We start from the raw sequence: 21,461 nt of genomic DNA on the forward strand, positions 1-21,461 counted from the left end.
CCTTCTTGTCCAAAAATTGGGACAACCTATACCTATAGGAGGATCATGAGGCTCACACAGAGGATGGTCGCCCTTACCGCGGCGCTGGCAATGGCCACCGCTCCGCTGCTGGCCATTGCCTCACCGGCGGCCGCCGCGCCCACCAAGACCACCGCCACTCAGACGGCCCAGAACCTGCCGCTGGACCTCATCAGCCTCGACGCGCTCACCGGCACCCAGCTGACGCAGCGTGTCAAGCAGCTGCTGGGCAAGGGCTACGTTCCCGAGGCATTGAGCGTGTCGAACGCGGCGAACCCGCAGTACACGTCCGTGTGGATCAAGGACACCACCCGCAAGGTGAACGTCCTGCAGGGTCTGTCGGCCACCAACCTGCAGAAGACCATCAGCGACCAGGTGAAGGCCGGCCTCCAGCCCGCCATGATCACCGGTACTGGCGTGGGCGCGGAAGCCGTCTTCGCGGCGGTCTTCGAGAAGACCACGGCGCAGGTCAAGTCCCAGCTGAGCCTGACCGCGGAGGCCTTCGCCAAGGTCAGCGCTGAGATGAGCGCCTCCGGCTACGCCATCAGCTCGCTGGACGTGTACGGCACGGCCGAGAGGCCGCTGTACGCGGCCGTCTGGGTCGCCGGCGCCGCCACGGGCAGTGTCCAGGTGACCCTGGGCCAGACCGTGGAGCAGCGCGGGCAGGAGCTCCTGGCGAAGGCGAAGCAGGGTCTGCAGCCCGTTGCCATGGCCGTCGAGCCCGGCAAGCTCTACACCACCGTGTGGAGCAAGGGCAACGCGACCGGGCTGAAGGAATACCTGAACCTGTCCCGTCTGACCTACAAGCTCCAGGCCACGAAGATGGAGGTGCTGGGATACGTGCCGACTAGCCTGGACACCGAGGGTGGCGTCTTCGCGTCGATCTGGGCCAAGGCCAAGAGCTAAGACCCGTCGGTCGCCCGATGATCGATATCAGCGGCGTCAGGCCGACGATCGTGGGCTGAGTCCGGCACAGGAAGAGTGTGCCGGACTCAGCACCACGATAGTGCAGGTCAGCGACGACTGCGGCCGCCAGAGCCCTGGGGTGCCGCGCTGGTGGGCATGGAGCGCGTTTTGTACGCGGAATCCTGGCCGTCAGGCTGCTACTTCGTGTGGCCATCGTCGTAGATTCGAGGCGTGCGTAGGGGCGAGACCACCGCACTCCCGCGCAGGGATCTCGCCCCTTGGCGAAGCTAGCTCAGCAGCTCTTGACCCGGGTCACGGAGTACGGCTTGTAGACGGCGGCGTAGAACTTCTTCTTGCCCTTGGTCTTGGCGTTGACCGTCATGCAGCGGTACTTGGAGGCCTTGTCGCCGACCGAGCCCTTCCGGACGAACATGATCTTGACGCTGACCCTGTGGCTGCAGTGGTTATTGAAGTAGATGGTCGCAGTCGTATTGCCTTCGCCCCAGGAGTAGTTGGCCCACTGGCCACTGGGCTTGGTGCACCTGACACTGTCGCGCTCGACCGCGGCTCCGGCTGATGCCGTTGCGGCGCCGGCCTTTGCGGTGCCTGCCTGTGCGGAGGCGGCCGTGGTCGGGGTCAGCAGCAGGCCCGCCGCGGCGGCGGAGCTGAGGAGAACGGGTGCGAGCTTCTTGCGGTTCATGCTTCAACCTCATGCAGGTGAATAGATCTTGACTAGATCACCATACAGACCATCCCAAATCTGAGTAAAGGTCTGGCCATATCGCTCCCTTGAGCGACTGGACACCCGGTGCCGTCCGGGATACGGGGATGTGGGGGGCGTCTATGAAGGATGTCGCACGATCTTCGGCCACTCCACTGTGAGGGGCGGGAGGCGCAGGACGAGCCGCCCGCGGGCCGCGCCGTCCATCTGCTCTTCCGTCCTTGTGGGAGACCTGGCCGAAATAAGGCCGAATTTCTGATTACGGGCGTACATAAAGACATGGCTGGAGGAGCCGCAAAATTTCATCCTGCAGAGATTGATGAAAAGAACTTTCAGGGTTATGTTCATGATCGACCCGCCCTTCCCTATGGGCGGCGAGATGTCGAAATGTTCCCTGGCGGCTGACCTTTCTCCAGCCCCGTCTGTTCGTCGCCACGGGCTCATCGACATCAAAGGAACTGGGCGCCTAACCGTATCCCCCCATACGCACCTGTCCAGAGAGGTGAGCATGCCCACGACCGGCAGGCCGACCTGGCCGAAGACCCTCAGATCCGCGATCATCGCCCTGTTAGTCATCCTCGCGTCAGCGCTGATTCCCCAGGCCGCCTCAGCACAGGCCATCAGCGTCCTGGCTGTCTCTCACAAGAGCCCCTTCAACTGCGGGAAGACCTTCTACGCCAACAACTGGACCCCTAACCACAACCCGTCGGGCTCCATCGACTGGCAGGACTATGGGGGCGATGACATCAACGGTGAAACGGTGCGTGCCACCGCTTCGGGCACCGCGTACTTCTACGACGCGGGAAGCACCAGCTACGGCAAGTGGATCGAGGTCCGTCACAGTGACGGCAGCAGAACCCGCTATGCCCACCTCGCGACCATGGTGAGGTCGGCCGGTGGCTCGATGAGCGTCAGTCAGGGCACCACGATCGGGACTGTCGGCTCGACGGGCGGCTCCAACGCTCCGCACCTGCACTACGAACAGCGGACCTCCACCGGTGCGATGGACACCAGCCCGACCGTAGACGGCGTGACCGTGTCCTTGGGCGAGAAGAAGGCCATCAAGAGCACCAACGCCTGCAGCGGCAACCCCTACACCCCGGAGGAGGTCTGCGGCAGCGGTTATGCGGTCGTCGACTCCGCCGGCCTCGCTGGCGGCAGCACCTACCTGCTCTACAACTCGGGCAACGGCTACAACTGCGTCGTGACGCTGAAGACGACGAACCTCGGCTCTCCGTCATCGATGTCGGCCTTCCTGGAGCCGCAAGGGGAAAGCAGGACGACCGACTCGGGCAGCTACAGCTACTATGCGGGGCCGGTGAAGCGCAGCGCTCCCGGACAATGCGTCAAGTGGGGCGGCTCCATCGGCAGCAGCGCCTACACCAGCCCCTTCGAACACTGCAGTTAAGAATCTCAGCCGCACAAGAGGTCAAACGCCACTTCCCGATCATCATGGGAAGTGGCCTTTGACCTTCGACATCGGAGCTCAGCCCGCGAGCTGTCCAGAAGGAAACCGAACACCGGAAAGGCGAGAACCGGCGCGAGAGCGATCCAGCCGCGCCCCGTCACGAATCCCACAGAGAAGAACCATGGGATGCGGCGCGGTCGGTCATTTCAGGTCGGCGAGGAAGGCCTTGGCCAGCTTCGCCACGGCCTGTTGCGCGACGGATGACTCGAAGACCGGCTTCTGGTAGTCCCCGGCACCGACGACGCCGCCCCCGGTCGTCGTACCTCTGAAGGTGAACTCGACCGTCCGATCGCCGACCAGTGCCTTGATCAGAACTTCCTGCATGGGATCCTCGTCCGGCCGACCCGGCCTGGTGGTGGAGGAGACCACGGCGAACGCCTTCTCGCCGAGCCCGGAGAGCTCCTGGCGTGGCTCGTAGACAGTGTGGGTGTTGTCGTCGCCGATGCCGCCCTTGGCGTGGTAGCGGTCGTACTTCTTGGCATCTCGCTCGAATTGGAACGTCGATCCCAGGTCGCCGCCGCCCCAGTCGACCACGTGGATGCGAAGCTGGCCGCCGCGAGCGGTGAACTCCTGCCCGGGCTCATGCTCGACCGCCTCACTTAGGCGCCAGGTGCAGGTGGTCTGCTGGATCCGGCCGTCATTACCGCCAACTGATGGTCCTTGAACGGTGGGGAAGAATGCCGACTCTATTTCTTTGGCGGTGAGGATCGCGCACGGCCCGGCAAGCTTCACCTTGCCGGCGTCCTTGGCCATTTCCGCGGTGACGCGCTCGGCGACCTTGCCGGCCCCGGCTCGCACTTCGTCGCCGGAGGGGTACTTGTCGCCTGTCCGGTTGCTGCCGCCGTATTCGGCCTTGATCAGCCAGGGCCCCTGCCGGATGAACACGGTGGTCTTGAGGCCGCTGTGTCCGATCCAGGTCTGGCTGTACGACGCGTCGCCGTACTTCAGCTCCTTGAGCTCGCCGAATGCCGAGCCGGAGGTCTTTCCGTCGGTTCGCTTGCCGTCCCGGACGTTGATCCGCCGCTCGTGCCCTTCTTTGTCTCGCTCGAACCGATCCTTGGCGTACTCGACCGCGCTCTGGCTTTCCGTGCTCCGCGCTTCCACTGAGATGCTCAGCGTGCGATGGCCGATGACGCCGTTGCCGACGTCCATCTTGTTGTTGTGCCACGCGCAGGCCGCCCGCTTCTCGTTTTCGGTGGCGGCCCCTGTGGACGAATCCTTCCCGCCGTACCGGCCATCGGTGACCAGGCTCTTACGGAGGCCGTCCGGAATGGCGGTGCAGAGCTGGTCGCCGGTGATCGGCCGCAATTTCACCCTCTCGGCCGCCGGCGACCGGACTGGATTACCCCGGTCGTAGGTGAAGCTCGAGGATGGTCCGGGTTCGCCGCCGCCTCTGCGGCTAAGAAGCATCCAACCTCCGGCCACTCCGGCGATCAGGAGGACGCAGAGCACGGCGACGACGGCGATCAACAGCCCCTTCCCGCCGCCGCCGCTGCGCGGGGGAGGCGGCCACTGCCCTACGGGACCGCCCGGTGCTCCAGCATGGCGTGGTGCTCCGGGCAGACCGGGGCCCTGCGGCTGCCGGCCGGGTGGGAATGGTGTGGACATCGGCGACCTCTCGGAACGGACCAGCGATGGTGCGGCGGAACCCGGGTGCACGCGGGCCCGTTCTCCCAGCTAGACCGTGTCTCATGTCCTCCGTATCGCGTCCCGGAACGAATGGGCAGCTGCTGTCCCCCGCTCGATCGGCAGCTACCCGGGCGGCAAGGCATGCTTCGCCTCCTGCGCCTGCACCGCGGCTGGTTGCGAGCCTACGGACGGTGGGAATGTGGGCGTGTCAGGTGAATACCTGACAATGAGGTCACGGTTCGACTGCGCTTCGCCGCAGTCCTGGTCAGCGCGCGCATTACCCGCGACAGGTGCGGAGCATGTTGAGCAAGGCCACCTTCTCCTTCCGCGTCACGAAGAGCCGGTAATGATGCTTCACGGTGATCCATGAGGTCGCGTAGCGGCACCAATAACCGCGGCGCGGCGGACGCCAACTCTGCGGCCCTTGGCCGCCCTTGGCGATGTTGGCGGAATGGCTGACCACTATGAGCTCCGGGCGGGTGAGGTCGTTGGCGAACGCGCGCCGCCGCGCCTGGCTCCATTTGCTGGCGCCAGAGCGCCAGGCGTACGCCAGCGGCACGACATGGTCGACGTCGACCTGCTTCTCGCTCTTCAGTCGCTTGCCGTCGTACGGGCTGTGCCAGATGCCCCTAACAGGGTGGCAGTTCGCGTTCTTGCGCACGCGTCGCCCGTCGCGCGCCAGGACCGTCTCTCGTGCGTCGCACCTGCCTCTGTGATGTGCCCATCGAGGCAGGAACCGCCGGTGGCTGTAACCACGGATTGATAAGGGCTGGGCTACTTTCAGCTGGTCCAGCATGCGGCGGGCCAACGCCGCCGCCTGTGGCTGCTTGCTCGTGTCGGCTGCCGCCCGCGGGACAGCGATGATCGGGATGACCAGAGGAGTGAGTACGGCGACTTGGACCGCCCACCTCAAGAAGATCATGCTTCTAGCCATACCCGGCAACTCCCCGTCGATGGCAGCGATACTCCGGGCACGACAAGGTAAGGGCGACCGTCACCGACCAAGCGGATGGTCGCATGGTAGCTTCCGGCAAAGCAGCCTTGAGATTCCGCGCGAGGAGTGTCGTGGCATGACTGCCGCTGAGGACGATCACGACGAGCAGCACGGCCGGCCATCGGAATGGGAAGCGGCATGGGACGTACTGGGACCTGTAACGGACCTGGTCACGCCGATGGCGGTGCGGGTCGCGGCCTCGCTGGGGCTGGCCGACCTGATGGCCGACGACGCGGTGCCCGTCGAGGAGCTGGCACGCCGGTCTGACACCAACGCCGACGCACTGGGCCGGCTGCTGCGTCACTTGGTCTGCCGGGGTGTCTTCACCGAACGGGAGCCGGGCAGGTTCGCCGTCAACGAGCCCGCCGCGCTGCTGGCGTCCGACCATCCTTCCGGGATGCGGGTGCGGCTCGACCTGGGTGGCTTCGGCGGGCAGATGGACCTGGCATTCACCGGGTTGCTGCACACGGTCCGCACCGGGCAACCGGCGTGGGAGACGGTCTTCGGCGCCCCGTTCTGGCGCTATCTTGCCGCGCACCCCGAGATGAGCGGGTCGTTCGATGCGATGATGGCTTCCGGAGCGGACTACGTCGCCGACGCGGCCAGGGGCTACGACTGGTCCGGTGTGCGGCATGTGGTCGACGTCGGCGGTGGCACCGGCGCCCTGCTCGCCGAAGTGCTGCGCGCCCATCCGGATATCCGGGCCACGCTCGTCGATCTGCCGGACACAGTGGATCGAGGTCGGCACTACCTGGCCGAGCGCGGGTTGGCCACGCGGTGCGAGTTCGTTGGCCAGAGTTTCTTCGATCCGCTGCCCGCCGGGGGTGATGTGTACGTGCTCAGGCGTGTGGTGCACGACTGGGGCGATGACGACGCCCAGCTGATCCTGCGCCGGTGCGCCGACGCGGCAGGGCAGCACGGACGGGTCGTCGTGATCGAGTCACACGGCAGCTCCGGTGCCGACCCGGCCATGTTCGCCGAGATGAACCTGCGCATGCTCGTGCTCAGCGGCGGCCGCGAGCGCACCGTCGAGGACTATATCGCCATCGCTGCCGAAGCCGGGCTCGACGTTGCCGACGTTCACCGCACCGCGCTCGGACATGTCATTCTGGACTGTACTCCGCTGAACCCTTGACACAGATCGCGGCTGGGCGGGGCTGAAGGATCGCCATCGCTGCGATGACCAGAATGGAGCCGTCTCTGCGGGCCGTGGTAAGTACTCTCGCCATGGAGTTCTTCTGTTATCACCGCGATCGGCCCGACTCCGCGGCTCTGCGCGCCGAGTTGGTGGAAGAGCATTGGTCCTACATGGACCGGTACGCGGCGGAGCTGATCGCCCGCGGCCCGACCTTCCACCGTGACAGCGACACGGCCACCGGCAGCGTGCACATTGTCGACCTGCCAGATCTCGCCACTGCGCGTGCGTTCGTCTTCGACGAGCCCAACTACCAGGCCGGTGTGTACAGGGACGTGATGTTGCGCCGCTGGCGCAACGTGCTGGGCCGCACCATGTGGGATTTCCCTGGTGGCAGAGAGGGCGGCAACCGGTATCTGGTGCTGGGCCTCGGCTCAGGGCAGGCTGCCGACCTTGTCCCGCCGCCGGACCGGGACGAGTTGATCGCGTATGGACCGCTGCTGTCCGACGACGGCGCCACCTGGCTGGGTACGGCGCTGCTGGTCCGGGCGCCGGACCCGGATGTGGCACGCGCCGCCCTGACCCTGGACCGGTACGCCGACATCGAGGTCCACGACTGGGAGTTCGGCGGGCGGCGCTAAAGAGGCGCGCGGAGCCCTTGGTTCGCGCCATCGCGGCTCTCGATCGACAACTTGGTACGGTGGCCCAGGTCGCACCGCTGGGAGAGTACGGCAGCGCATAAGGGAGAGGAGCCGGCGACGATGCAGGCGTCAGAGGTCCCACGTGCGGTGGCCGCGGCCAGGTCGACCGCCTCATCACTCGGCCTGACAGTCGACGACGCGATCGTTCTTCATGACTCGAACAAGCTCACTCTGCGTCTGCTGCCTTGTGACGTCCTGGCCCGGGTGGCACCTGTAGCGGATCAGGTCGCACAGTTCGAAATCGAGATTGCTCAGCGGCTCGCCGAATCCGAGAGCCCTGTGGCTGCTCTCGAGCCTCGAGTGGAGCCACGCGTCCACGAGCGTGATGGCTTCGTGGTCACGCTGTGGACCTACTACGAACCTGCGACGCCTCGCGAGGTCTCACCAGCCGACTACGCCGATGCGCTCGGGCGGCTGCATGCCGGCATGCGCAAGCTCGATGTCCCGACGCCGCATTTCATGGATCGGGTCGAGCAGGCTCAACGACTCGTGGCGAGCCGCGACCGCACGCCGGCGCTCGCCGACGCGGACCGGGAGCTGCTCGGCGACACGTTACGAAGTCTGAGGCGAGTGATCGCCGAGCGCGGCGCCGCCGAGCAGCTGCTGCACGGCGAGCCGCACCCGGGCAACGTGCTCACCACGAAGAACGGGCTGCTGTTCATAGACCTCGAGACGTGTTGCCGTGGGCCTGTCGAATTCGACCTCGCCCATGCGCCCGAAGACGTCAGCGAGCACTACGCGGGTGTCAATCAAGGCTTGCTACGCGAGTGCCGGATCCTCGTGCTGGCGATGATCGCAACGTGGCGCTGGGATCGAGACGACCAACTCCCCAACGGGCGCCGGCTGGGCACAGAGTGGCTCAGCCAGATCCGAGCAGAGCTCGATCGTGAAGGGCTGGATATCCACGGCTGATCGCAGGCCTTCGAGGTCGTGGCCGGCTTGCTGTTGAAGTAGGGCCACACGCGCGGAGGGCATCAGCTCGGTGGATCAAGGTGCCTCTCGACGAGAGGTCATACCGGTCTGCCTGGAGGAGATGCTGGATCATACGGCTTGCGGCTCCTCGTAAGGGATGCGGCTCAGGTGCAGGATCTCGCCCAACGTCCCCCACTCGTCGCCGCCTAGCTTGGTCAACGGGCGCAACAGCTCGGCATCAGGCCGGCCGTTGACGATGTAATCCTTGTGCACCGCCGCGAGGAAGACCCTGCCGAACACCAAGGTGGAGTTGCCCATGCGCAGCGTGGTGTGTGAACGGCACTCCAGGACGACGGGAGAGGCGGCCACCCGGGGCGGCCGCACATGACGGCTGGCTTCGCGTTCGACTCCCGCGAAGCCGAATTCGCTCACGGTCCGAGGGAAATCGGTGGCGGTGTCGCGGATCTGGTGCAGCAGCGGTTCGGAGGAGAAGTTGACGACGAACTCTCCGGTGTCCTCAACATTGCGCAGAGAGTCCTTGCGGCCGATCGAGGTGAACTGCACGATCGGCGGATCGGTACTGGCGATGCTGAAGAAGGAGTGCGGAGCGAGGTTCTCCACCGCTCCGTCGGGTGTGACGGTGGATACCCACGCGATCGGACGCGGAACAACGACCGAGGTCAGGAACCGGTAGAAAGCCGCCCCACCCATGGCCTCGGGATCGAAGTCGACACGCATGCCGTTCAGTATTCATCGCGCTCACCCTGTGTAGTGGTCGCCACGCGGAACGCACGGTTTCTCCTACGAACAGATCCGGTCCGGAGGCGGCCGACCAGGCGTTGACCGACAACATGCCCACCGACCAGCTCCGAGCCGGTCCGCTCTTCAGCGATGGCGCCGTCTTGCGTTCGACTGCGCCTCGGGGAGGTGGGGTGCGAGGCAGGCGGATGGCTTGCGGCAGAACGCGACACTGCATATCGTGCCGATGTATCCACTCGATATATCGGGCCGACGGTTTGGCGTAGCCCGATTGGACGCGGGAGCTGCGATGAGGCGGATCGACTACGACACGGAGCAGTACCAGGACTACGCGCGTGGCCGTGCGCTTACCGAGCAGCAGCTACAGGTTTGGATCAGTGCCTTCGACGCGGTGCTGCCCGAGCGGCGTCCGCTGGCGGGGCTGGACGTGGGCTCAGGGACCGGCAGGTTCACCCCCGCGCTGGCGCGAGCGTTCGGACCGGTCACCGGCGTCGAGCCGTCGGTCCGCATGCGCGAGACGGCGCAGGCGCAGTCCCTGCATCCCGGGGTGCGGTATTTGGCGGGCTCCGCCGAGGACATGCCGGTGCCGTCCGGCAGTGCCGACTACGCTCTCATGTTCTTGTCCTGGCACCACGTCCAGGACAAGCCGCGGGCGGCCCGCGAGCTGGCCAGGGTACTCAGGCCCGGCGGGCGGCTGCTCCTGCGCGCGAATTTCCGCGATCATCATCCCAGGCCGTGGTGGCTGGAGCACTTCCCCCGCGGCTTTGAGGTGGACGCCTCCCTGTTTCAGCCGCTGCACGAGGTCATCGCGATGTTCACGTCGGACGGCTGGCGCGTTGCCAGCTTCGGCACCGTTACCGAGCCGTCCGCCGGCACTTGCGGTGACATGCTCGAACGACTGCGCCTGCGCACCCTTTCGTTCTTCGCTCACCTCACTCCCGACGAGTTGGAGACCGGCTTCCGCCGCCTGGAGCAGGCTGTTGCCGCAGATCCCGGCGCACCAGCGCCTGTGTTTTCAGAGCCGCTGCTCACGCTCGAACGGCGCCCCGCAGGGTGTGGCCTTTGACATGCGGTGGAGCCCAGGAGATTCGAACTCCTGACTTCCTGCTTGCGAACAGGAGCCAGTCACAACGCAGAGAGGTCTGGCCGGCTGCCTTCGTCGCGCCGTTCCCACCTCATGCTTCGACCCCCGAGAAGGAAGCCCGCATCAGCACAGCTCCGGTCGCGAACCCCAGCGCCACGCACAGCGGGCTGTAGATCAGCAGGTTGAGCCAGTAGAACGGAGTGCCGGTGTCCGTGCCCAGCCCGAAGGCCCACGCGAGGCCGAGTTCCGCACGCACGAGCAGCCCGCCGCCCAGCGCGAGCGTGACCGCCTTGGCGAGCCGACCGCCCCGCCCGAGGGAGACGGCGATCACTGAGAGGGCGGCGACGGTGAGCACGACGATCAGGGGCACGAGGACGCGTGCCGTGAAGGGCGTCTCGAAGTTGAGCACCGCCAGGGAGAGCGCTCGCGGGTCCGCGGCCGGCCGTACCAACCAGAAAAGGTGAAGGAACGCGTCGAGCAGCAGGACGGCGGCGACGAAGGCGGCCGGGAGTGAGATTCTCATGCCCGGTAGGAGGAGCGGAAATCGTCGGTGGTTCCATGGAACCTTCGCCGCGGTCGACGCCTCTGGATGGATATGACTTGGCCTGTTGCTGATTTGGACCCGGTACGGAGGCTGCGGGTGCTCGCCTCCGCCATCCCCGGGGCGGACGTAGCCGAACGCGTCATCCCCGCCCCGTTCGAGGACGTCTGGTCCGTGGTGAGCGCCCTGGAAGAGGAGTTCGGCACCTTCGAGCCGGACATGCGCCACTTGACCATCGTTTCCGGGCACGGAAGCGAGCGCCTGGTGGCCAAGGCGCGAAGCCGGTACGGCATGCGTGCCAGGTTCGACGTCGAGCTGCTGCCCGGCTGGTGCTGGATGCAGAGCAGATTCCTGATCGTCGGCGTCGCGGCGGCAGCCGTACCGGGAGGAACCCTGGTCGCGCAGACCGGAGGAGTCCGCGTTCCCGGCCGGGCGGCGCTCGTTCCCGTGGGCGTGCGGGCCGCGGGGGAGAAGGCGCTGGCCAAGCTCGAGGCGAGGGTCGTGCGGCGATGAGCGCCGATCTGGTGCGCGCTGCGCAAGGCGGCGACACGATGGCCATGAACGACCTGCTGAGCGAGCTGACGCCGTACCTTGGCCGGATCTGCGGGCCCATCGCGCTCGACAACGGGCCCGACGCCGTCCAGGAGGCGCTGATCGCGATCTTCCGGAACCTGGGGAGCCTGCGCGATCCGCAGGCGCTCCACGGCTGGGCCCGGGCGATAGCCGTACGGGAGGCGGTCAGGATCGCCAGACGGCGGCACCACGCGGTGGAACTCGCCGAACTGCCATCGAAGCAGGACGTCGAGAGCGCGGTGGACATCCGTGACGTGCTCGAGCGGCTGTCACCCGAACATCGGGCGGTGCTGGTCCTGCGTGACCTGGAGGGGTTGCCGGAGGAGGAGGCCGCACGGCTCCTGCACGTACCGGAAGGGACGGTTAAATCGCGCCTGCACCGCGCCCGCCGGAGCTTCCGCAAGGCGTGGCAGTCCTGAGGAACCTCCTGAGGCTCGCTCGCCTCCTTCTGGTGGAATCCCACAGAACGGAGAGCATCCATGAGACCTCGCACGCTCGTGGTCCTGAGCCTGATCCTCACCCTGGCCGTCGGCACCGCCCTTTACGGCGCGTACGGCTACCGCCCAGCAGCGGCCGGTTACCGGCCGCCGGCGAACGCTCGGTTCCTGGACACCCCGCTCGCTCGCTTTCACTACGTCAAGGAAGGCTCCGGCACACCGGTCGTGCTGCTGTCACCTGGGGCTTCCTGGACGTACGGCTGGCGCCGTCAGCTGCCGGAGCTGGCCCGCGACCACACGGTCTACATAGTGGACCTCCCCGGCCAAGGATTCACCCGGCTGAAGGATCGCGACTTCACCTGGGACCTTAAGGGGATGACCACGGCGATCGGTGTGTTCCTGAACGCGGCGGGCATCGAGCGTCCCGCGCTCGGTGGGCTGTCGTGGAGCGGAGGGTGGGCGCTTGCCTACGCCCAGCGTCACCCCGAACGCGTCAGCAGCCTGCTCCTGCTGGCCCCCTCCGGCGCCAGCACCCGCGACACCTGGGTGTATGAACTCATGAAGTACCCGGTCGTCGGGGAGCTGTGGAACAACTGGTACTACGCCGACAGGTCCAGCTCACGCGCCGCGCTCGACCGGATCCACGTCAACCGAAGCAGGATCACCGAGGAGGACGTCGACGCGTTCTGGGCACCCGGCACTTTCCCCGACAACCTGGAGAGCCAGGTCCTCCTCGAACGCGGCCTGGACTGGCGTGAAACCCTGGCTGCCATGCCGTCCACCACCACGCCCACCTTGGTGATCTGGGGCCGCCAGGACACCGTCAACCCGGTGTGGCAGGCTCAGGAGTTCGCTCGCCGGATGCCCGCCGTACAGGTGCGCGAACTCGACGGCTGCGGCCACGCGCTGACTACCGACTGTCCGGACGAGGTCGCCCGGCTGATGGCGGACCACCTGCGCCGATGAGGTCGGGGTCTTGCTCGCAGCGCCTGCCCCTGAAAGACGCGCCTGCGCGCACGCCACACTTGCGTGACGCTCCCGCTCAACCTCGGCGTCCCACCTCAGGTCAGTCCGCGACATCGTCGGCCACAGTGACATCGAAGTCACCCCTCTACGTTCTCCGGGAAGCGATGTCCGCGCTGCCTTCTCGGCCCATGCTGCGGGCTTGACACGTGCCAAAACGGCCAAGGCTTGCTGAGGTCCGACAACGCTAAGCCCAGTCCCGATGCCACCCAGCCAAAGTCAAAGATCGCGAGAGCCAAGGAGGCTCTGTACCAGAGAGACCGCCGATATTCGTCCACGAGGCGCAATGTGCCACGAATAGATCACGTCCAACAAGAGTGGCCATCGTCGCGGCGGCTGTCGGCGACCTTCCCCCGGAGACCCCGGCGAACTCCACTGCTCGAACCGCTTTCAAGGCGGTAGTGAAGACCGCCGTCATCCTGCTACTCATCGGCGGCCTCCTGCTCATCGGATATTTCGTCGTGGGTTTCCGTAGGTTTGTCTCAAGTTTCACGACGCCCGGAGAAGTCAAGCTTGGGTGGCCTAATCGTCGACGCGCCGGGTGATGGTCTTGGGTGCCACCCGGAGTTCGTGTGGCGCTTAGGGCTGGTCGGCAGCGGGGAGCGGGACAAGAAACCAGTTGCAGATCGTCCTCACTGCGTGTCGGTCAGATCGGAGCGGCGGTGAGAAGATGCTGGATCAGTGACCGGAGTACCGACATCGCGGAACGGGTATCCCGTGCATCGCACAACATGACCGGCGCGCGCGGGTCGAGTTCAAGTGCGGCTCGCACCTCTTCCGGTTCATAGGGGAACGCGTCGTCGAATACGTTGACCGCGACGAGGAATGGGATGCCCCGATTCTCGAAGAAGTCGACGGCGGCGAAACATTCCTGCAGCCGACGGGTATCGGCCAGCACAACGGCACCGAGCGCTCCTGCGGATAACTCGTTCCACATGAACCAGAAGCGCTCCTGCCCAGGCGTTCCGAACAGATAGAGCACGATATTGTGCTGGTGGATGGTGATGCGGCCGAAGTCAAATGCAACTGTGGTTGTGGACTTGTCCTCTGTCCTGCTGAGATTGTCGACGCCCATGCTGGCCGCCGTGATGAGTTCTTCCGTATTCAGTGGCTCGATCTCGCTCGTCGCGCCGACGAAGGTCGTCTTTCCGACGCCGAATCCACCAGCGACCAGAATCTTGACCTGGGTGGGGAACACCTCAGATTCGTTGTAAACCATCGAGCAGCTTCTCCAAGAGAACTCGGTCGGTGACGTGGCTGGACGAAGAAGACGATGCCCAGGTGGCTATGGCTCCGCAGTCCACCAGATCCGCGAGGAGGACCTTGGTGACCATCACAGGGAGTCGTATGGTCGCCGCCACCTCCGCGACCGAGACCGGCGTGCGGCACAGCTCGAGAACCTTGACATGTTCCGGATCCACGTCCGGGCTGGCCCGACCTGTGGTGACGACCAATGAGAGCATATCCAGTTCCACAGTCGGGCGGGTGCGGCCCGCGTTCACTGTGTAGGGGCGAATCAGGGGGCCGGCTTCGTCATCAAGCCATATTTCGTCGTCACCGGCCATGTTCATCGGTTCCTGTCACCAGAACGAGCTGCCGGCGGGCGGATCGCTGTGTCCAGGAAGGGACGGACGGCTTTGATCAGCCGAGCCATCTCAAGACCGACGACACCCGGGTCGGCATCTCCCCCCGCCAGCACCGCGATAACCGAGTTGTGGCCGGCCCACGAGATGAACAGTCGGCTGGACTTAAGTTCGGTCACGACCTGGCGGACTTCGTTGCCGCCGTCGAATTTGGCACAGGCGCTCCGTGCCATGGAAAAAAATCCGGAGGCGAGTGCCGCGAGATATTCTGAGCTGTCGCGGTCCAGACCGTGGGTGGCTTTCACCAGCCCGTCGGAGGACAGCAGCACACTGCCACGAATGGCAGGGACCTCCTGGGACAGCCCCTTCAGCAGCCAGGCGAGATCCGAAGTCTTGTTTGACGAGACGGCGCTCAATGGACGCTCCTTCTAGGTTTTAATGTTCTAAAGATCGGTGTTACCAGTCCCGTCTTTAACGTCTTCGTCCTGACCACTGCGCATCCCCTTCATGAATGACGCCATCAGCCCGTGATCGAGGTCGAGGTCCGTATCGTCATCCAGGGTTGCGGAAGTGTTGAGAAGCTCGGGCGCCATGCTCGCCTGAGGGCGACGTTTCGGCAGTTCCGGACGTCGGCCGGTACCTCTTGGAGGACCGAAGTCGGTCCGCTTCTCCGTTTGCCGGGCGGGCGCGCCGGCGCTCTGCTTCCTCCAAGCCTCGGACGGGTCGTCAGGGCGGGCACCGGCATCGTGGCCACTCAGCGCTGGTGTGTCCTGTCTCGAACCGGAGGAAGGCCTCGGCGAGAAAAGCGAGCCTGGTGTACTGGCCGACGGGACGGGCTTAGGTTTCGCGGGCTCGGGGGAGGTTGCCTGTCGTACGCCGGTCTCCCGCGGTTCTGAACTGATCAACTCATTCGGGATCACGACGATGGCCTGGGTGCCGCCGTAGATGTTGGTCTGCAGCCTGACAACGACTTTGTGCCGACGTGAGAGGGCGGATACCACGAGCAGTCCGATACGGCCGTCCTGCACCAGTTCGTCGACGTCGACTCGTTCCGGAGCGGTGAGAAGGTCGTTCAGCCGACGCTGGGCTTCTCGGGGAATGCCGAGGCCGCGGTCCTCGATCTCGATGGCCAAGCCTGCAGTTACGGCTTCTGCGCGGAGGAGCACCTGCGTGTGCGGCGGCGAGAACTTAGTGGCGTTCTCGACAAGCTCGGCGACCAGATGGATGATGTCCGCGGCCGCGCCGCCGTCCACGACCCCTTCGACCGGCGGCACCACTTTGACCCGGCTGTAGTGCTCGACCTCGGCGATGGCCGAGCGCAGAATTTCGTACGTGGCTACCGGCCTGCTCCACTGGCGCCGCGAGACGGCCCCACCGATCACAGCGAGGCTTTCGGCCTGTCGGCGCAGGCGAGTACTGAGGTGATCGACCCTGAACAGGCCCTTGAGCAGTTCGGGATCCTCGACCTGGTTCTCCAGCTCGTCGAGTCCCTTCATCGCCCGATGGGACAATGACTGCATTCGCAGAGCAAGGTTGACGAAGATCTCGACTCGCTGTGTGGGACGGCCACTGGGTTTCCGGCTCGCCGCGTTGATCATCGCGTTCCAGGCCTCGTTCTGAGCTTTCTGGAATTCTTGCGCAAGGTGCGCGATGGGGTCGCCGGTCGCTACAGGCCGGAAGTCGACGCCCCGTCGTGCGGGAACCTCGCCGGCCGCGATCCGCTCTGCCAGGCCTTGCAGTTCTTGCCGGCCGCGGGACACTAAGACACCCAGGTCGCCGAGCCGGGGCTCCAAGTCCTTGAGGCGGGAGGCCGCACGACCGGATATCTGACGCTCCCGCCGAGTCGCCTTGTCCGCCGCGACGACCGTGACGAGCATGAGGGCCACCGCTCCCCCCGCGATGACGGCCAGTGTCGGCCAAGCCTGCGGTGACGAGGGTCCCGTCATGGTCAGCACCGTCACGGCGATCAGCCCCAGGCACGCCATAAGGGCTGCTGGAAGGATGGAAATGCACAGATGGAAGGCATGAACGTTGATCGGACGACGTTTAGCGCGGCCGCGTGACCTGCCACGGCTTCCGGCGTCTTGGCGTTCGGGGGCGGTGGGAGGCACGGGAGGCGCAGACATCGGGAGTCCTTGGCACAAGGGTGATAGGTCAACACGGGTCACCATACTGAGTCAATCAGCACAATATCGATCCCTGCGGCCACTTAACGTGATGCGGCATTCGGTCAGCAGGGGGACAGCGCTTGCGGTTGATGCGGGAGTCCGCGGCTGGACTGCAGCCCGCGGCGAGCCCCAAGCATGGACGGCGTCGGCACCAGGTGCTGGGTACCGCGTCGTTCTCCGCTCGAGGCGGTTACCAGGCGATGGAGCGCACGTCCGGCGACGTCCGCACCGTTATCGAAGGCACCGGCTCATATGGCGCCGGCCTGCTGCGCAACCTGCAGCAGGCAAGGGGCCGAGGTCGTGGAGGTTGACCGGCCCCGACCGGTCCGTTCGCCGCCGCCGTTCCGTGACCACCTTGCTATCCTCCGAGCGGGATGGCCGCAATCCGACAGGAACGGCCAGGTAAGCAGACAGGAGCCTGTGATGAGCCTTCCCTCCGCCTTCCGCCTAGTGACTCCCGTAGACCAGGAAGCGCCCCGCCGCGCTGCCCTGCTCCAGGAACTGGGCATCCGGGAGGAGCCTGACCCTGAGTTTGACGAGTTCGCCCGGGCCCTGGCCCAGGAGCTAGAGGCGCCATTCGCCATGGTCAACATCATCGGCCCAGAACGGCAGTATTTCGCCGGATTGTATCCTTCCTCGCGCGACCGGGGCGTCGACCCGGAGACGGATCCGTTCCGGACGATGGCCTGCGACCACGGTTACTGCATGTACGTGGTGACGAGGAAACATGCGATGGCGTTGGACGAAGTGATGGACTATCACCTCTTCGCCAACAATCCGGTGGTGGACGAGATCGGGGTTCGCGCCTACCTGGGCGCCCCGTTGATCGACGGGGAGGAGACCCTGGGCACCATCTGTGTCGTGGACACCAAGCCCCACGATTGGGGTACCGAGGGGGTCGCGTTCATCAAGGCCCGGGCCGCAGAGCTTGTGGAGAGGATCCATCAGCGGGCTCGTCTGCTGAAAAGGCCCAGATAACCTCGGGATGCCGCTTCTCAGAAAACGTGAGCGGCCAATGTCAGTCTGCCAGTGGGCTCAGAAGCACCGGTCTCCAGACGGAACTCTGCCGTCGGGGAAGATTATCGCGCTGTGGGGCATCGACCATACGCTCATCGACACAAGGGGTGTCGGCCGCGAGCTGTCAGCACAGTGTTCGAGCGGGTGACTCGTGGCCTGAATCAACCGCGAGGCCAAGGCCAGGGCCCTGCTGGCAGGGCAGACAATCCCCACAGACCCCCACGGCAGCGTGTCGGCCGGCACGAACGCGTGCCGGGGCACCGTGCGGAACGCTGCTTCGACCGGGGCCGACCTGATGTGACCGGCCGCGATGAGCTCGTCTGCGGACTTGTCCCTCAGCTCAGCGGCCTGTGCCTGGTCGATGGTCTCGTCATTCCAGATGATCTCCTTGTCGGGTGTCTTCTGGTCGTCGGCTTCGCGGAGCGGCTTGATGCGGCGCCCGTTGCGAGGCGACTTCGGCGAACACCTTCGCGGCGTGAGCACTTGCGGGCGCGAGCCCGGCCCTGCCCGGCAACTGCGCTCGCCGGACGTCCAAGGGAAAGTGTTGGCCCTGCCCGCCCGGAAGGGCAGGACCCGCCGGCAGAGGCCGCGGAAGCCTGCCGGGCGTATGAGGGCGCGGCGACGGGCACAGGGTGTGGTTCGCCGCCGCGCCTGCTCCTCACGCGTGAGGTCGCGTCCGGGGCTTGGACCCCCGGCCGTCGCCTGGCGCATTTGCAACCGACGGGCCAGGGCGCTCACAGCGCCCCTGGCTGGACCGCTCACGCCGAGGTAGGCGTTGCGCAGCGTCGAGAGTGACGGCCCGCCAAGTCCTGCTGGACCGCCGCCAGCGCCACGACCTTTCGCATGTTCCGATCGGCCGCCTGTACAAGGGCGTGTACCTGGATGACAGTCATCGCCTCTCCGCTCCATAGCCGGTGCGCGAGCGCCGGTCCGGTAGAAACCCGGCCATGCCGCGTACAGGTGAGGTGTGTCGGCGTCGTCGACGGCCAACGTGACGTCGTCCGGATCATTGGCACCAGATGAGAACCGTCTGCCATGGTGGTGTCGGCGACCATGAGAGAAGAAGGCTCCTGAGCCTCGCATTTGCGCTGGTCAGGAGCTTCTTCCTGCTAATGGTGGCCCTTCAGAATCCACTCTGGAGGACAGAAGGCGCCCAGCTCAGGACCGCATCACCCGCCGGTGACCGGGCGGCTGAGATACGGGAAGTGGTCGAGCAGGATGCCGGTTGCGTCCTTATGGGTCAAACCCATGGTGAGTTCTTCGTTCAGCACCAGGTCATACATGGAATCCGGGGCGCATTCGGTGATGCCCTTACCGTTCTGAATCTCTTTGTTCCAGGGGTCCCAGAGCTCGGAGGTGCCCACCTTGAAGCGTAGGACGTCGGGCAGGAGCGTGTCCGCGACGTACGCGCCGTACGCCTTCGGGGTGGCCTTGCCGTGCGGTGGATCGTCGAAGGTCTTTCGTGCCGCGACGACGGCGGCCGTGGCGTCCCGTACCTGACCCCAGAACCCTGAGGCGGGATCGCTGCCAGGGTTCTTGGGCCTGCCGTTCAGGTGGTCCTTGGGATGACTGGCGTTGAAATCCATGCCGGCGGAGCCGCCGGAGAAGTCCCATATGAAGCCGACAAGGGGGCCTGCGGCGTGCTGAAGTTGATGCCACACGCCATGCTCCTTGACCGAGGTGTTTCCCCAGTATCCAATGGTTCCCGAGCCGGTGATCGAGCTGGGCACCTCAAGGACGATCGCGCTGACGTTGGTGTTTTGGAAAGCGTTCTGGGCGGGATAAAGCGCGGTGTAACTGGGATTCGTGCCTGTTGACAACGCGGCCCGCGTCGCCACGGTGAAGCGCGGGTCGTTGAAGAACGGCTCACCGCGCTCGCCGGCGAAGAGCTTGATTCCGTTCGTGCAGGTGACAACCTGCCCCAGCCTCGCTTCGGCCGGTGTAATGACCTTGCCCGTGGCGTCGCGGTCACGAGCGGCGCGACCGGTGAGCTGTTCAACCTTTACAGCGTCGCCGCCTGGAAAAGTAACGCGCCAGGTGATGTCTTCAAGATAATCAAGCGGACTGCTCGTGTCGACCTTGAACTCATAATAAACTTCAGGATCGAATCCCGAGCTCTGCAGCGGCGAGACGTTGATCACGAACACCGTGCCGTCGTTGCCGGCGAAGCAATAGACATCAGTGATATCCCGCTGCGATTCCGGGATGTCAGTGTGGTGAGACATTATGCGGCTCCTCTAGCGGATGGGGGTATGCGGGAAGACGGGGTTGCGGGAGAACGGTTCGAGAGCAAGAGTGAAGAACTTGCTCATATAACCGACATCCTTGGTGGCGCCAAACTCGCCGACGAACAGCAGGTAGGGGAGCTCGCGGTGGTCCCACGTGACGCGAGTGGCCTTCCCTTCCCGACTGATGAGCTCGTACCCGCCGTTGTCAAAGCCGCTAAGGACTGCGACACGCGACGGTGCTCCATGTTCTGGAATGATCGACGCGTCGACCATCATGCCATCCAGGGCTGGCATCTGAGGCCAGGCATACGCCGTTCGCGTGAGGCGTGGACTGGTGAAGTAATCCTCGACGGGAGCGGCTTTGACTCCCGCTGGCAGCAGCAGTCGGGCGCCGGGGCTGAGAAATGGGCCATGCCACCGCCGCGCGCCACCGCGCACAATCGTTTCGGCAGCTGTGCCTGCGCCCGACGATCGGGCGCGAGTGGCGGCTGAAGCGGTGCCGGCGGGAGCGCCCAGAGCCACGATGAAGGGGGAAGCGGCGAGTCCGGCGAGAATGCCGCGCCGGTTCAACATGCGCCCTCCGATGCTGTCTGTGACTCCGTTATAAACGTCGAATCTGGATTCATATATTTACGTCCGACCATCTTTCGTCACACCTTTACTGGGAAATGCGGATCAGTAACGCTGGATTGTGAACAGGGACTCCCCGAGCCTTCTGCAGTACGGCGATGGTGTTGCGGGGGATGGGAATGACTCAGCAATGGGCCGCGCACTGGACTTTATGAGGCGTGGGCAACACATCCATCGTGGGCCTCAAACGCACGCGACCATGCTGCCCACGAGGTTCCACGGAGTCCTCCACAAGGGCGGTTCGTGGCGCTCGGCGGAATGATGATCAATCGATGACCAGGGTACGGGTCAGGCCGGAGGGGTTGGGCAGGGCATGTTCTACACTCCGTGCTCTTCAGTCGCTTTCAGTAGCCTCTCCGTCGGAGAATGATCTCTAGTTAGTCATGGCGAATTTGTAACGGATGTATGTCGATTCCACATCGGTGAGTGCGAGCAGAGCTCCGGCGAGATGCCGCTGACGGCCCGAGTGTCCGTTTCCGAAAGTGAACGGTACGGCGAGGCGGCGGCGCTCACGCTCGTGCCGCTACTCCCTCAGAACGCGACACCCGATACGAACCGGCCGTGAGGGCCTCACGTCGCCTACGGCTGGAGAGCACGCCGGGCCTGCCCGAGTCGATCGAAGCGACCTGGCCGCTCGCCTTGGTGCAGACGTGTGACCAAGCGTCGAGACGGTTGTTCGCTTGCTGCACTCCGCGTCGTGGCTATGCCATCGATCACGGGACCATGGGGATGGTGAGCGGCTCGCGGAGGACGATCGGCCCGCTCGTCGGCGTCCAGCGTTCCGTTCCCGCGGCCCGCCGCCTGCGCGCCAGTTTCACCCAGTTGCCGAGGATGCCCTCCTTGATCCCCAAGTCCCGGGCCACCAGCGCGATCGGCTTGCGGTCTCCTCGACGATCCGAACCACGCCATCCCGGAAGTCCTGATCGAACCTCCG

Annotated in this window: 23 protein-coding genes, 1 tRNA gene and 1 pseudogene; 11 read left to right on the plus strand and 14 right to left on the minus strand. The window is 65.3% G+C overall.

Annotation, left to right across the window (positions count from 1 at the left end; genetic code table 11):
* Positions 1-45: 45 nt before the first annotated feature.
* Entirely contained in the window at positions 46-924 is an 879-nt protein-coding gene (locus ACTWQA_RS43755) for a hypothetical protein (protein ID WP_443164789.1), read from the plus strand.
* Between the two features lie 292 nt (positions 925-1,216).
* Here the strand turns inward: ACTWQA_RS43755 and ACTWQA_RS43760 are convergent, their stop codons facing one another.
* On the minus strand, positions 1,217-1,624 hold the full coding sequence (locus tag ACTWQA_RS43760) for a hypothetical protein (protein ID WP_443164790.1): 408 nt from the start codon (positions 1,622-1,624) through the stop codon (positions 1,217-1,219).
* A gap of 367 nt (positions 1,625-1,991) precedes the next feature.
* Here ACTWQA_RS43760 and ACTWQA_RS43765 point away from each other — a divergent pair, with 367 nt between their 5' ends.
* Positions 1,992-3,053 (plus strand): M23 family metallopeptidase, encoded by a 1,062-nt coding sequence (locus tag ACTWQA_RS43765; RefSeq protein WP_443164791.1) that lies wholly within the window; start codon positions 1,992-1,994, stop codon positions 3,051-3,053.
* A 201-nt stretch (positions 3,054-3,254) separates the two neighbouring features.
* Here ACTWQA_RS43765 and ACTWQA_RS43770 read toward each other — a convergent pair whose 3' ends face one another.
* Together ACTWQA_RS43770 and ACTWQA_RS43775 are read right to left on the minus strand one after the other, a co-directional pair.
* Positions 3,255-4,421 (minus strand): hypothetical protein, encoded by a 1,167-nt coding sequence (locus ACTWQA_RS43770; RefSeq protein ID WP_443164792.1) that lies wholly within the window; start codon positions 4,419-4,421, stop codon positions 3,255-3,257.
* Positions 4,422-5,019: 598 nt separating this feature from the next.
* A complete protein-coding gene (locus ACTWQA_RS43775; RefSeq protein ID WP_443164793.1) occupies positions 5,020-5,403 on the minus strand; it encodes an HNH endonuclease family protein in 384 nt (127 codons plus the stop codon).
* A 409-nt stretch (positions 5,404-5,812) separates the two neighbouring features.
* On the opposite strand from ACTWQA_RS43775, the gene ACTWQA_RS43780 reads away from it, so the two are divergent.
* From ACTWQA_RS43780 to ACTWQA_RS43790, 3 genes are all read left to right on the plus strand, one after another.
* The gene (locus ACTWQA_RS43780; RefSeq protein ID WP_443164794.1) at positions 5,813-6,871 is read left to right on the plus strand and encodes a methyltransferase; all 1,059 of its coding nucleotides are present in this window, start codon (positions 5,813-5,815) and stop codon (positions 6,869-6,871) included.
* A 44-nt stretch (positions 6,872-6,915) separates the two neighbouring features.
* Entirely contained in the window at positions 6,916-7,512 is a 597-nt protein-coding gene (locus ACTWQA_RS43785; RefSeq protein WP_443164795.1) for a YciI family protein, read from the plus strand.
* A 120-nt stretch (positions 7,513-7,632) separates the two neighbouring features.
* Positions 7,633-8,484: a phosphotransferase enzyme family protein gene (locus ACTWQA_RS43790; protein WP_443164796.1), complete on the plus strand. Its 852-nt coding sequence runs from the start codon at positions 7,633-7,635 to the stop codon at positions 8,482-8,484.
* Positions 8,485-8,613: 129 nt separating this feature from the next.
* Here the strand turns inward: ACTWQA_RS43790 and ACTWQA_RS43795 are convergent, their stop codons facing one another.
* Positions 8,614-9,222, minus strand: coding sequence for a flavin reductase family protein (locus tag ACTWQA_RS43795; protein ID WP_443164797.1), 609 nt, complete (start codon positions 9,220-9,222; stop codon positions 8,614-8,616).
* 310 nt (positions 9,223-9,532) lie between these two features.
* On the opposite strand from ACTWQA_RS43795, the gene ACTWQA_RS43800 reads away from it, so the two are divergent.
* The gene (locus ACTWQA_RS43800; protein ID WP_443164798.1) at positions 9,533-10,309 is read left to right on the plus strand and encodes a class I SAM-dependent methyltransferase; all 777 of its coding nucleotides are present in this window, start codon (positions 9,533-9,535) and stop codon (positions 10,307-10,309) included.
* A 7-nt stretch (positions 10,310-10,316) separates the two neighbouring features.
* Here the strand turns inward: ACTWQA_RS43800 and ACTWQA_RS43805 are convergent.
* Together ACTWQA_RS43805 and ACTWQA_RS43810 are read right to left on the minus strand one after the other, a co-directional pair.
* Positions 10,317-10,400 (minus strand) — tRNA-OTHER (locus tag ACTWQA_RS43805).
* An 18-nt stretch (positions 10,401-10,418) separates the two neighbouring features.
* Positions 10,419-10,850: a hypothetical protein gene (locus ACTWQA_RS43810; protein ID WP_443164799.1), complete on the minus strand. Its 432-nt coding sequence runs from the start codon at positions 10,848-10,850 to the stop codon at positions 10,419-10,421.
* A 117-nt stretch (positions 10,851-10,967) separates the two neighbouring features.
* On the opposite strand from ACTWQA_RS43810, the gene ACTWQA_RS43815 reads away from it, so the two are divergent.
* From ACTWQA_RS43815 to ACTWQA_RS43825, 3 genes are read left to right on the plus strand one after another with little or no spacing between them, the layout of a single operon-like run.
* Complete coding sequence (locus ACTWQA_RS43815; protein ID WP_443164800.1) at positions 10,968-11,381, plus strand: hypothetical protein; 414 nt, start codon at positions 10,968-10,970, stop codon at positions 11,379-11,381.
* A complete protein-coding gene (locus ACTWQA_RS43820) occupies positions 11,378-11,860 on the plus strand; it encodes an RNA polymerase sigma factor (RefSeq protein ID WP_305917629.1) in 483 nt (160 codons plus the stop codon). Before ACTWQA_RS43815 ends, ACTWQA_RS43820 begins: the two co-directional genes overlap by 4 nt.
* A gap of 60 nt (positions 11,861-11,920) precedes the next feature.
* Positions 11,921-12,844, plus strand: coding sequence for an alpha/beta fold hydrolase (locus ACTWQA_RS43825; protein ID WP_443164801.1), 924 nt, complete (start codon positions 11,921-11,923; stop codon positions 12,842-12,844).
* A gap of 703 nt (positions 12,845-13,547) precedes the next feature.
* Here the strand turns inward: ACTWQA_RS43825 and ACTWQA_RS43830 are convergent.
* Genes ACTWQA_RS43830 through ACTWQA_RS43845 form a run of 4 tightly spaced genes read right to left on the minus strand, consistent with a single transcriptional unit; the run spans position 13,548 to position 16,610 of the window.
* Positions 13,548-14,120 carry a GTP-binding protein gene (locus tag ACTWQA_RS43830; protein WP_443164802.1) on the minus strand — a complete coding sequence of 191 codons (573 nt, stop codon included), beginning with the start codon at positions 14,118-14,120 and terminating at the stop codon, positions 13,548-13,550.
* Positions 14,101-14,466, minus strand: coding sequence for a DUF742 domain-containing protein (locus ACTWQA_RS43835; RefSeq protein WP_443164803.1), 366 nt, complete (start codon positions 14,464-14,466; stop codon positions 14,101-14,103). The genes ACTWQA_RS43830 and ACTWQA_RS43835 overlap by 20 nt, the downstream gene beginning before the upstream one ends.
* A 2-nt stretch (positions 14,467-14,468) precedes the next feature.
* On the minus strand, positions 14,469-14,900 hold the full coding sequence (locus ACTWQA_RS43840) for a roadblock/LC7 domain-containing protein (protein ID WP_305917641.1): 432 nt from the start codon (positions 14,898-14,900) through the stop codon (positions 14,469-14,471).
* Positions 14,901-14,927: 27 nt separating this feature from the next.
* Positions 14,928-16,610, minus strand: coding sequence for an ATP-binding protein (locus tag ACTWQA_RS43845; protein ID WP_443164804.1), 1,683 nt, complete (start codon positions 16,608-16,610; stop codon positions 14,928-14,930).
* Positions 16,611-16,798: 188 nt separating this feature from the next.
* Between ACTWQA_RS43845 and ACTWQA_RS43850 the strand changes: the two are divergent.
* Together ACTWQA_RS43850 and ACTWQA_RS43855 are read left to right on the plus strand one after the other, a co-directional pair.
* Positions 16,799-16,995: pseudogene (locus tag ACTWQA_RS43850) on the plus strand (IS110 family transposase); the annotation flags it as partial.
* A gap of 80 nt (positions 16,996-17,075) precedes the next feature.
* A complete protein-coding gene (locus ACTWQA_RS43855) occupies positions 17,076-17,630 on the plus strand; it encodes a GAF domain-containing protein (protein ID WP_443164805.1) in 555 nt (184 codons plus the stop codon).
* A 57-nt stretch (positions 17,631-17,687) separates the two neighbouring features.
* Here the strand turns inward: ACTWQA_RS43855 and ACTWQA_RS43860 are convergent, their stop codons facing one another.
* The 4 genes from ACTWQA_RS43860 to ACTWQA_RS43875 form a co-directional block, all read right to left on the minus strand.
* Complete coding sequence (locus ACTWQA_RS43860) at positions 17,688-18,152, minus strand: hypothetical protein (RefSeq protein ID WP_443164806.1); 465 nt, start codon at positions 18,150-18,152, stop codon at positions 17,688-17,690.
* Between the two features lie 686 nt (positions 18,153-18,838).
* A complete protein-coding gene (locus tag ACTWQA_RS43865) occupies positions 18,839-19,894 on the minus strand; it encodes a DUF4331 family protein (RefSeq protein WP_443164807.1) in 1,056 nt (351 codons plus the stop codon).
* A gap of 12 nt (positions 19,895-19,906) precedes the next feature.
* A complete protein-coding gene (locus tag ACTWQA_RS43870; protein ID WP_443164808.1) occupies positions 19,907-20,470 on the minus strand; it encodes a hypothetical protein in 564 nt (187 codons plus the stop codon).
* 770 nt (positions 20,471-21,240) lie between these two features.
* A complete protein-coding gene (locus ACTWQA_RS43875) occupies positions 21,241-21,390 on the minus strand; it encodes a hypothetical protein (protein ID WP_443164809.1) in 150 nt (49 codons plus the stop codon).
* Between the last annotated feature and the right edge of the window lie 71 nt (positions 21,391-21,461).

The organism is Nonomuraea sp. 10N515B, assembly GCF_052245915.1.
Taxonomy (GTDB): domain Bacteria; phylum Actinomycetota; class Actinomycetes; order Streptosporangiales; family Streptosporangiaceae; genus Nonomuraea.

Bases quoted from the DNA above. Each gene is read 5' to 3' on its own strand.
- ACTWQA_RS43755 (WP_443164789.1), top strand. From the start codon at position 46: ATGAGGCTCACACAGAGGATGGTCGCCCTTACCGCGGCGCTGGCAATG.
- ACTWQA_RS43760 (WP_443164790.1), bottom strand. From the start codon at position 1,624: ATGAACCGCAAGAAGCTCGCACCCGTTCTCCTCAGCTCCGCCGCCGCG.
- ACTWQA_RS43765 (WP_443164791.1), top strand. From the start codon at position 1,992: ATGATCGACCCGCCCTTCCCTATGGGCGGCGAGATGTCGAAATGTTCC.
- ACTWQA_RS43780 (WP_443164794.1), top strand. From the start codon at position 5,813: ATGACTGCCGCTGAGGACGATCACGACGAGCAGCACGGCCGGCCATCG.
- ACTWQA_RS43785 (WP_443164795.1), top strand. From the start codon at position 6,916: ATGACCAGAATGGAGCCGTCTCTGCGGGCCGTGGTAAGTACTCTCGCC.
- ACTWQA_RS43790 (WP_443164796.1), top strand. From the start codon at position 7,633: ATGCAGGCGTCAGAGGTCCCACGTGCGGTGGCCGCGGCCAGGTCGACC.
- ACTWQA_RS43795 (WP_443164797.1), bottom strand. From the start codon at position 9,222: ATGCGTGTCGACTTCGATCCCGAGGCCATGGGTGGGGCGGCTTTCTAC.
- ACTWQA_RS43800 (WP_443164798.1), top strand. From the start codon at position 9,533: ATGAGGCGGATCGACTACGACACGGAGCAGTACCAGGACTACGCGCGT.
- ACTWQA_RS43810 (WP_443164799.1), bottom strand. From the start codon at position 10,850: ATGAGAATCTCACTCCCGGCCGCCTTCGTCGCCGCCGTCCTGCTGCTC.
- ACTWQA_RS43820 (WP_305917629.1), top strand. From the start codon at position 11,378: ATGAGCGCCGATCTGGTGCGCGCTGCGCAAGGCGGCGACACGATGGCC.
- ACTWQA_RS43825 (WP_443164801.1), top strand. From the start codon at position 11,921: ATGAGACCTCGCACGCTCGTGGTCCTGAGCCTGATCCTCACCCTGGCC.
- ACTWQA_RS43830 (WP_443164802.1), bottom strand. From the start codon at position 14,120: ATGGTTTACAACGAATCTGAGGTGTTCCCCACCCAGGTCAAGATTCTG.
- ACTWQA_RS43835 (WP_443164803.1), bottom strand. From the start codon at position 14,466: ATGGCCGGTGACGACGAAATATGGCTTGATGACGAAGCCGGCCCCCTG.
- ACTWQA_RS43845 (WP_443164804.1), bottom strand. From the start codon at position 16,610: ATGTCTGCGCCTCCCGTGCCTCCCACCGCCCCCGAACGCCAAGACGCC.
- ACTWQA_RS43855 (WP_443164805.1), top strand. From the start codon at position 17,076: ATGAGCCTTCCCTCCGCCTTCCGCCTAGTGACTCCCGTAGACCAGGAA.
- ACTWQA_RS43865 (WP_443164807.1), bottom strand. From the start codon at position 19,894: ATGTCTCACCACACTGACATCCCGGAATCGCAGCGGGATATCACTGAT.
- ACTWQA_RS43870 (WP_443164808.1), bottom strand. From the start codon at position 20,470: ATGTTGAACCGGCGCGGCATTCTCGCCGGACTCGCCGCTTCCCCCTTC.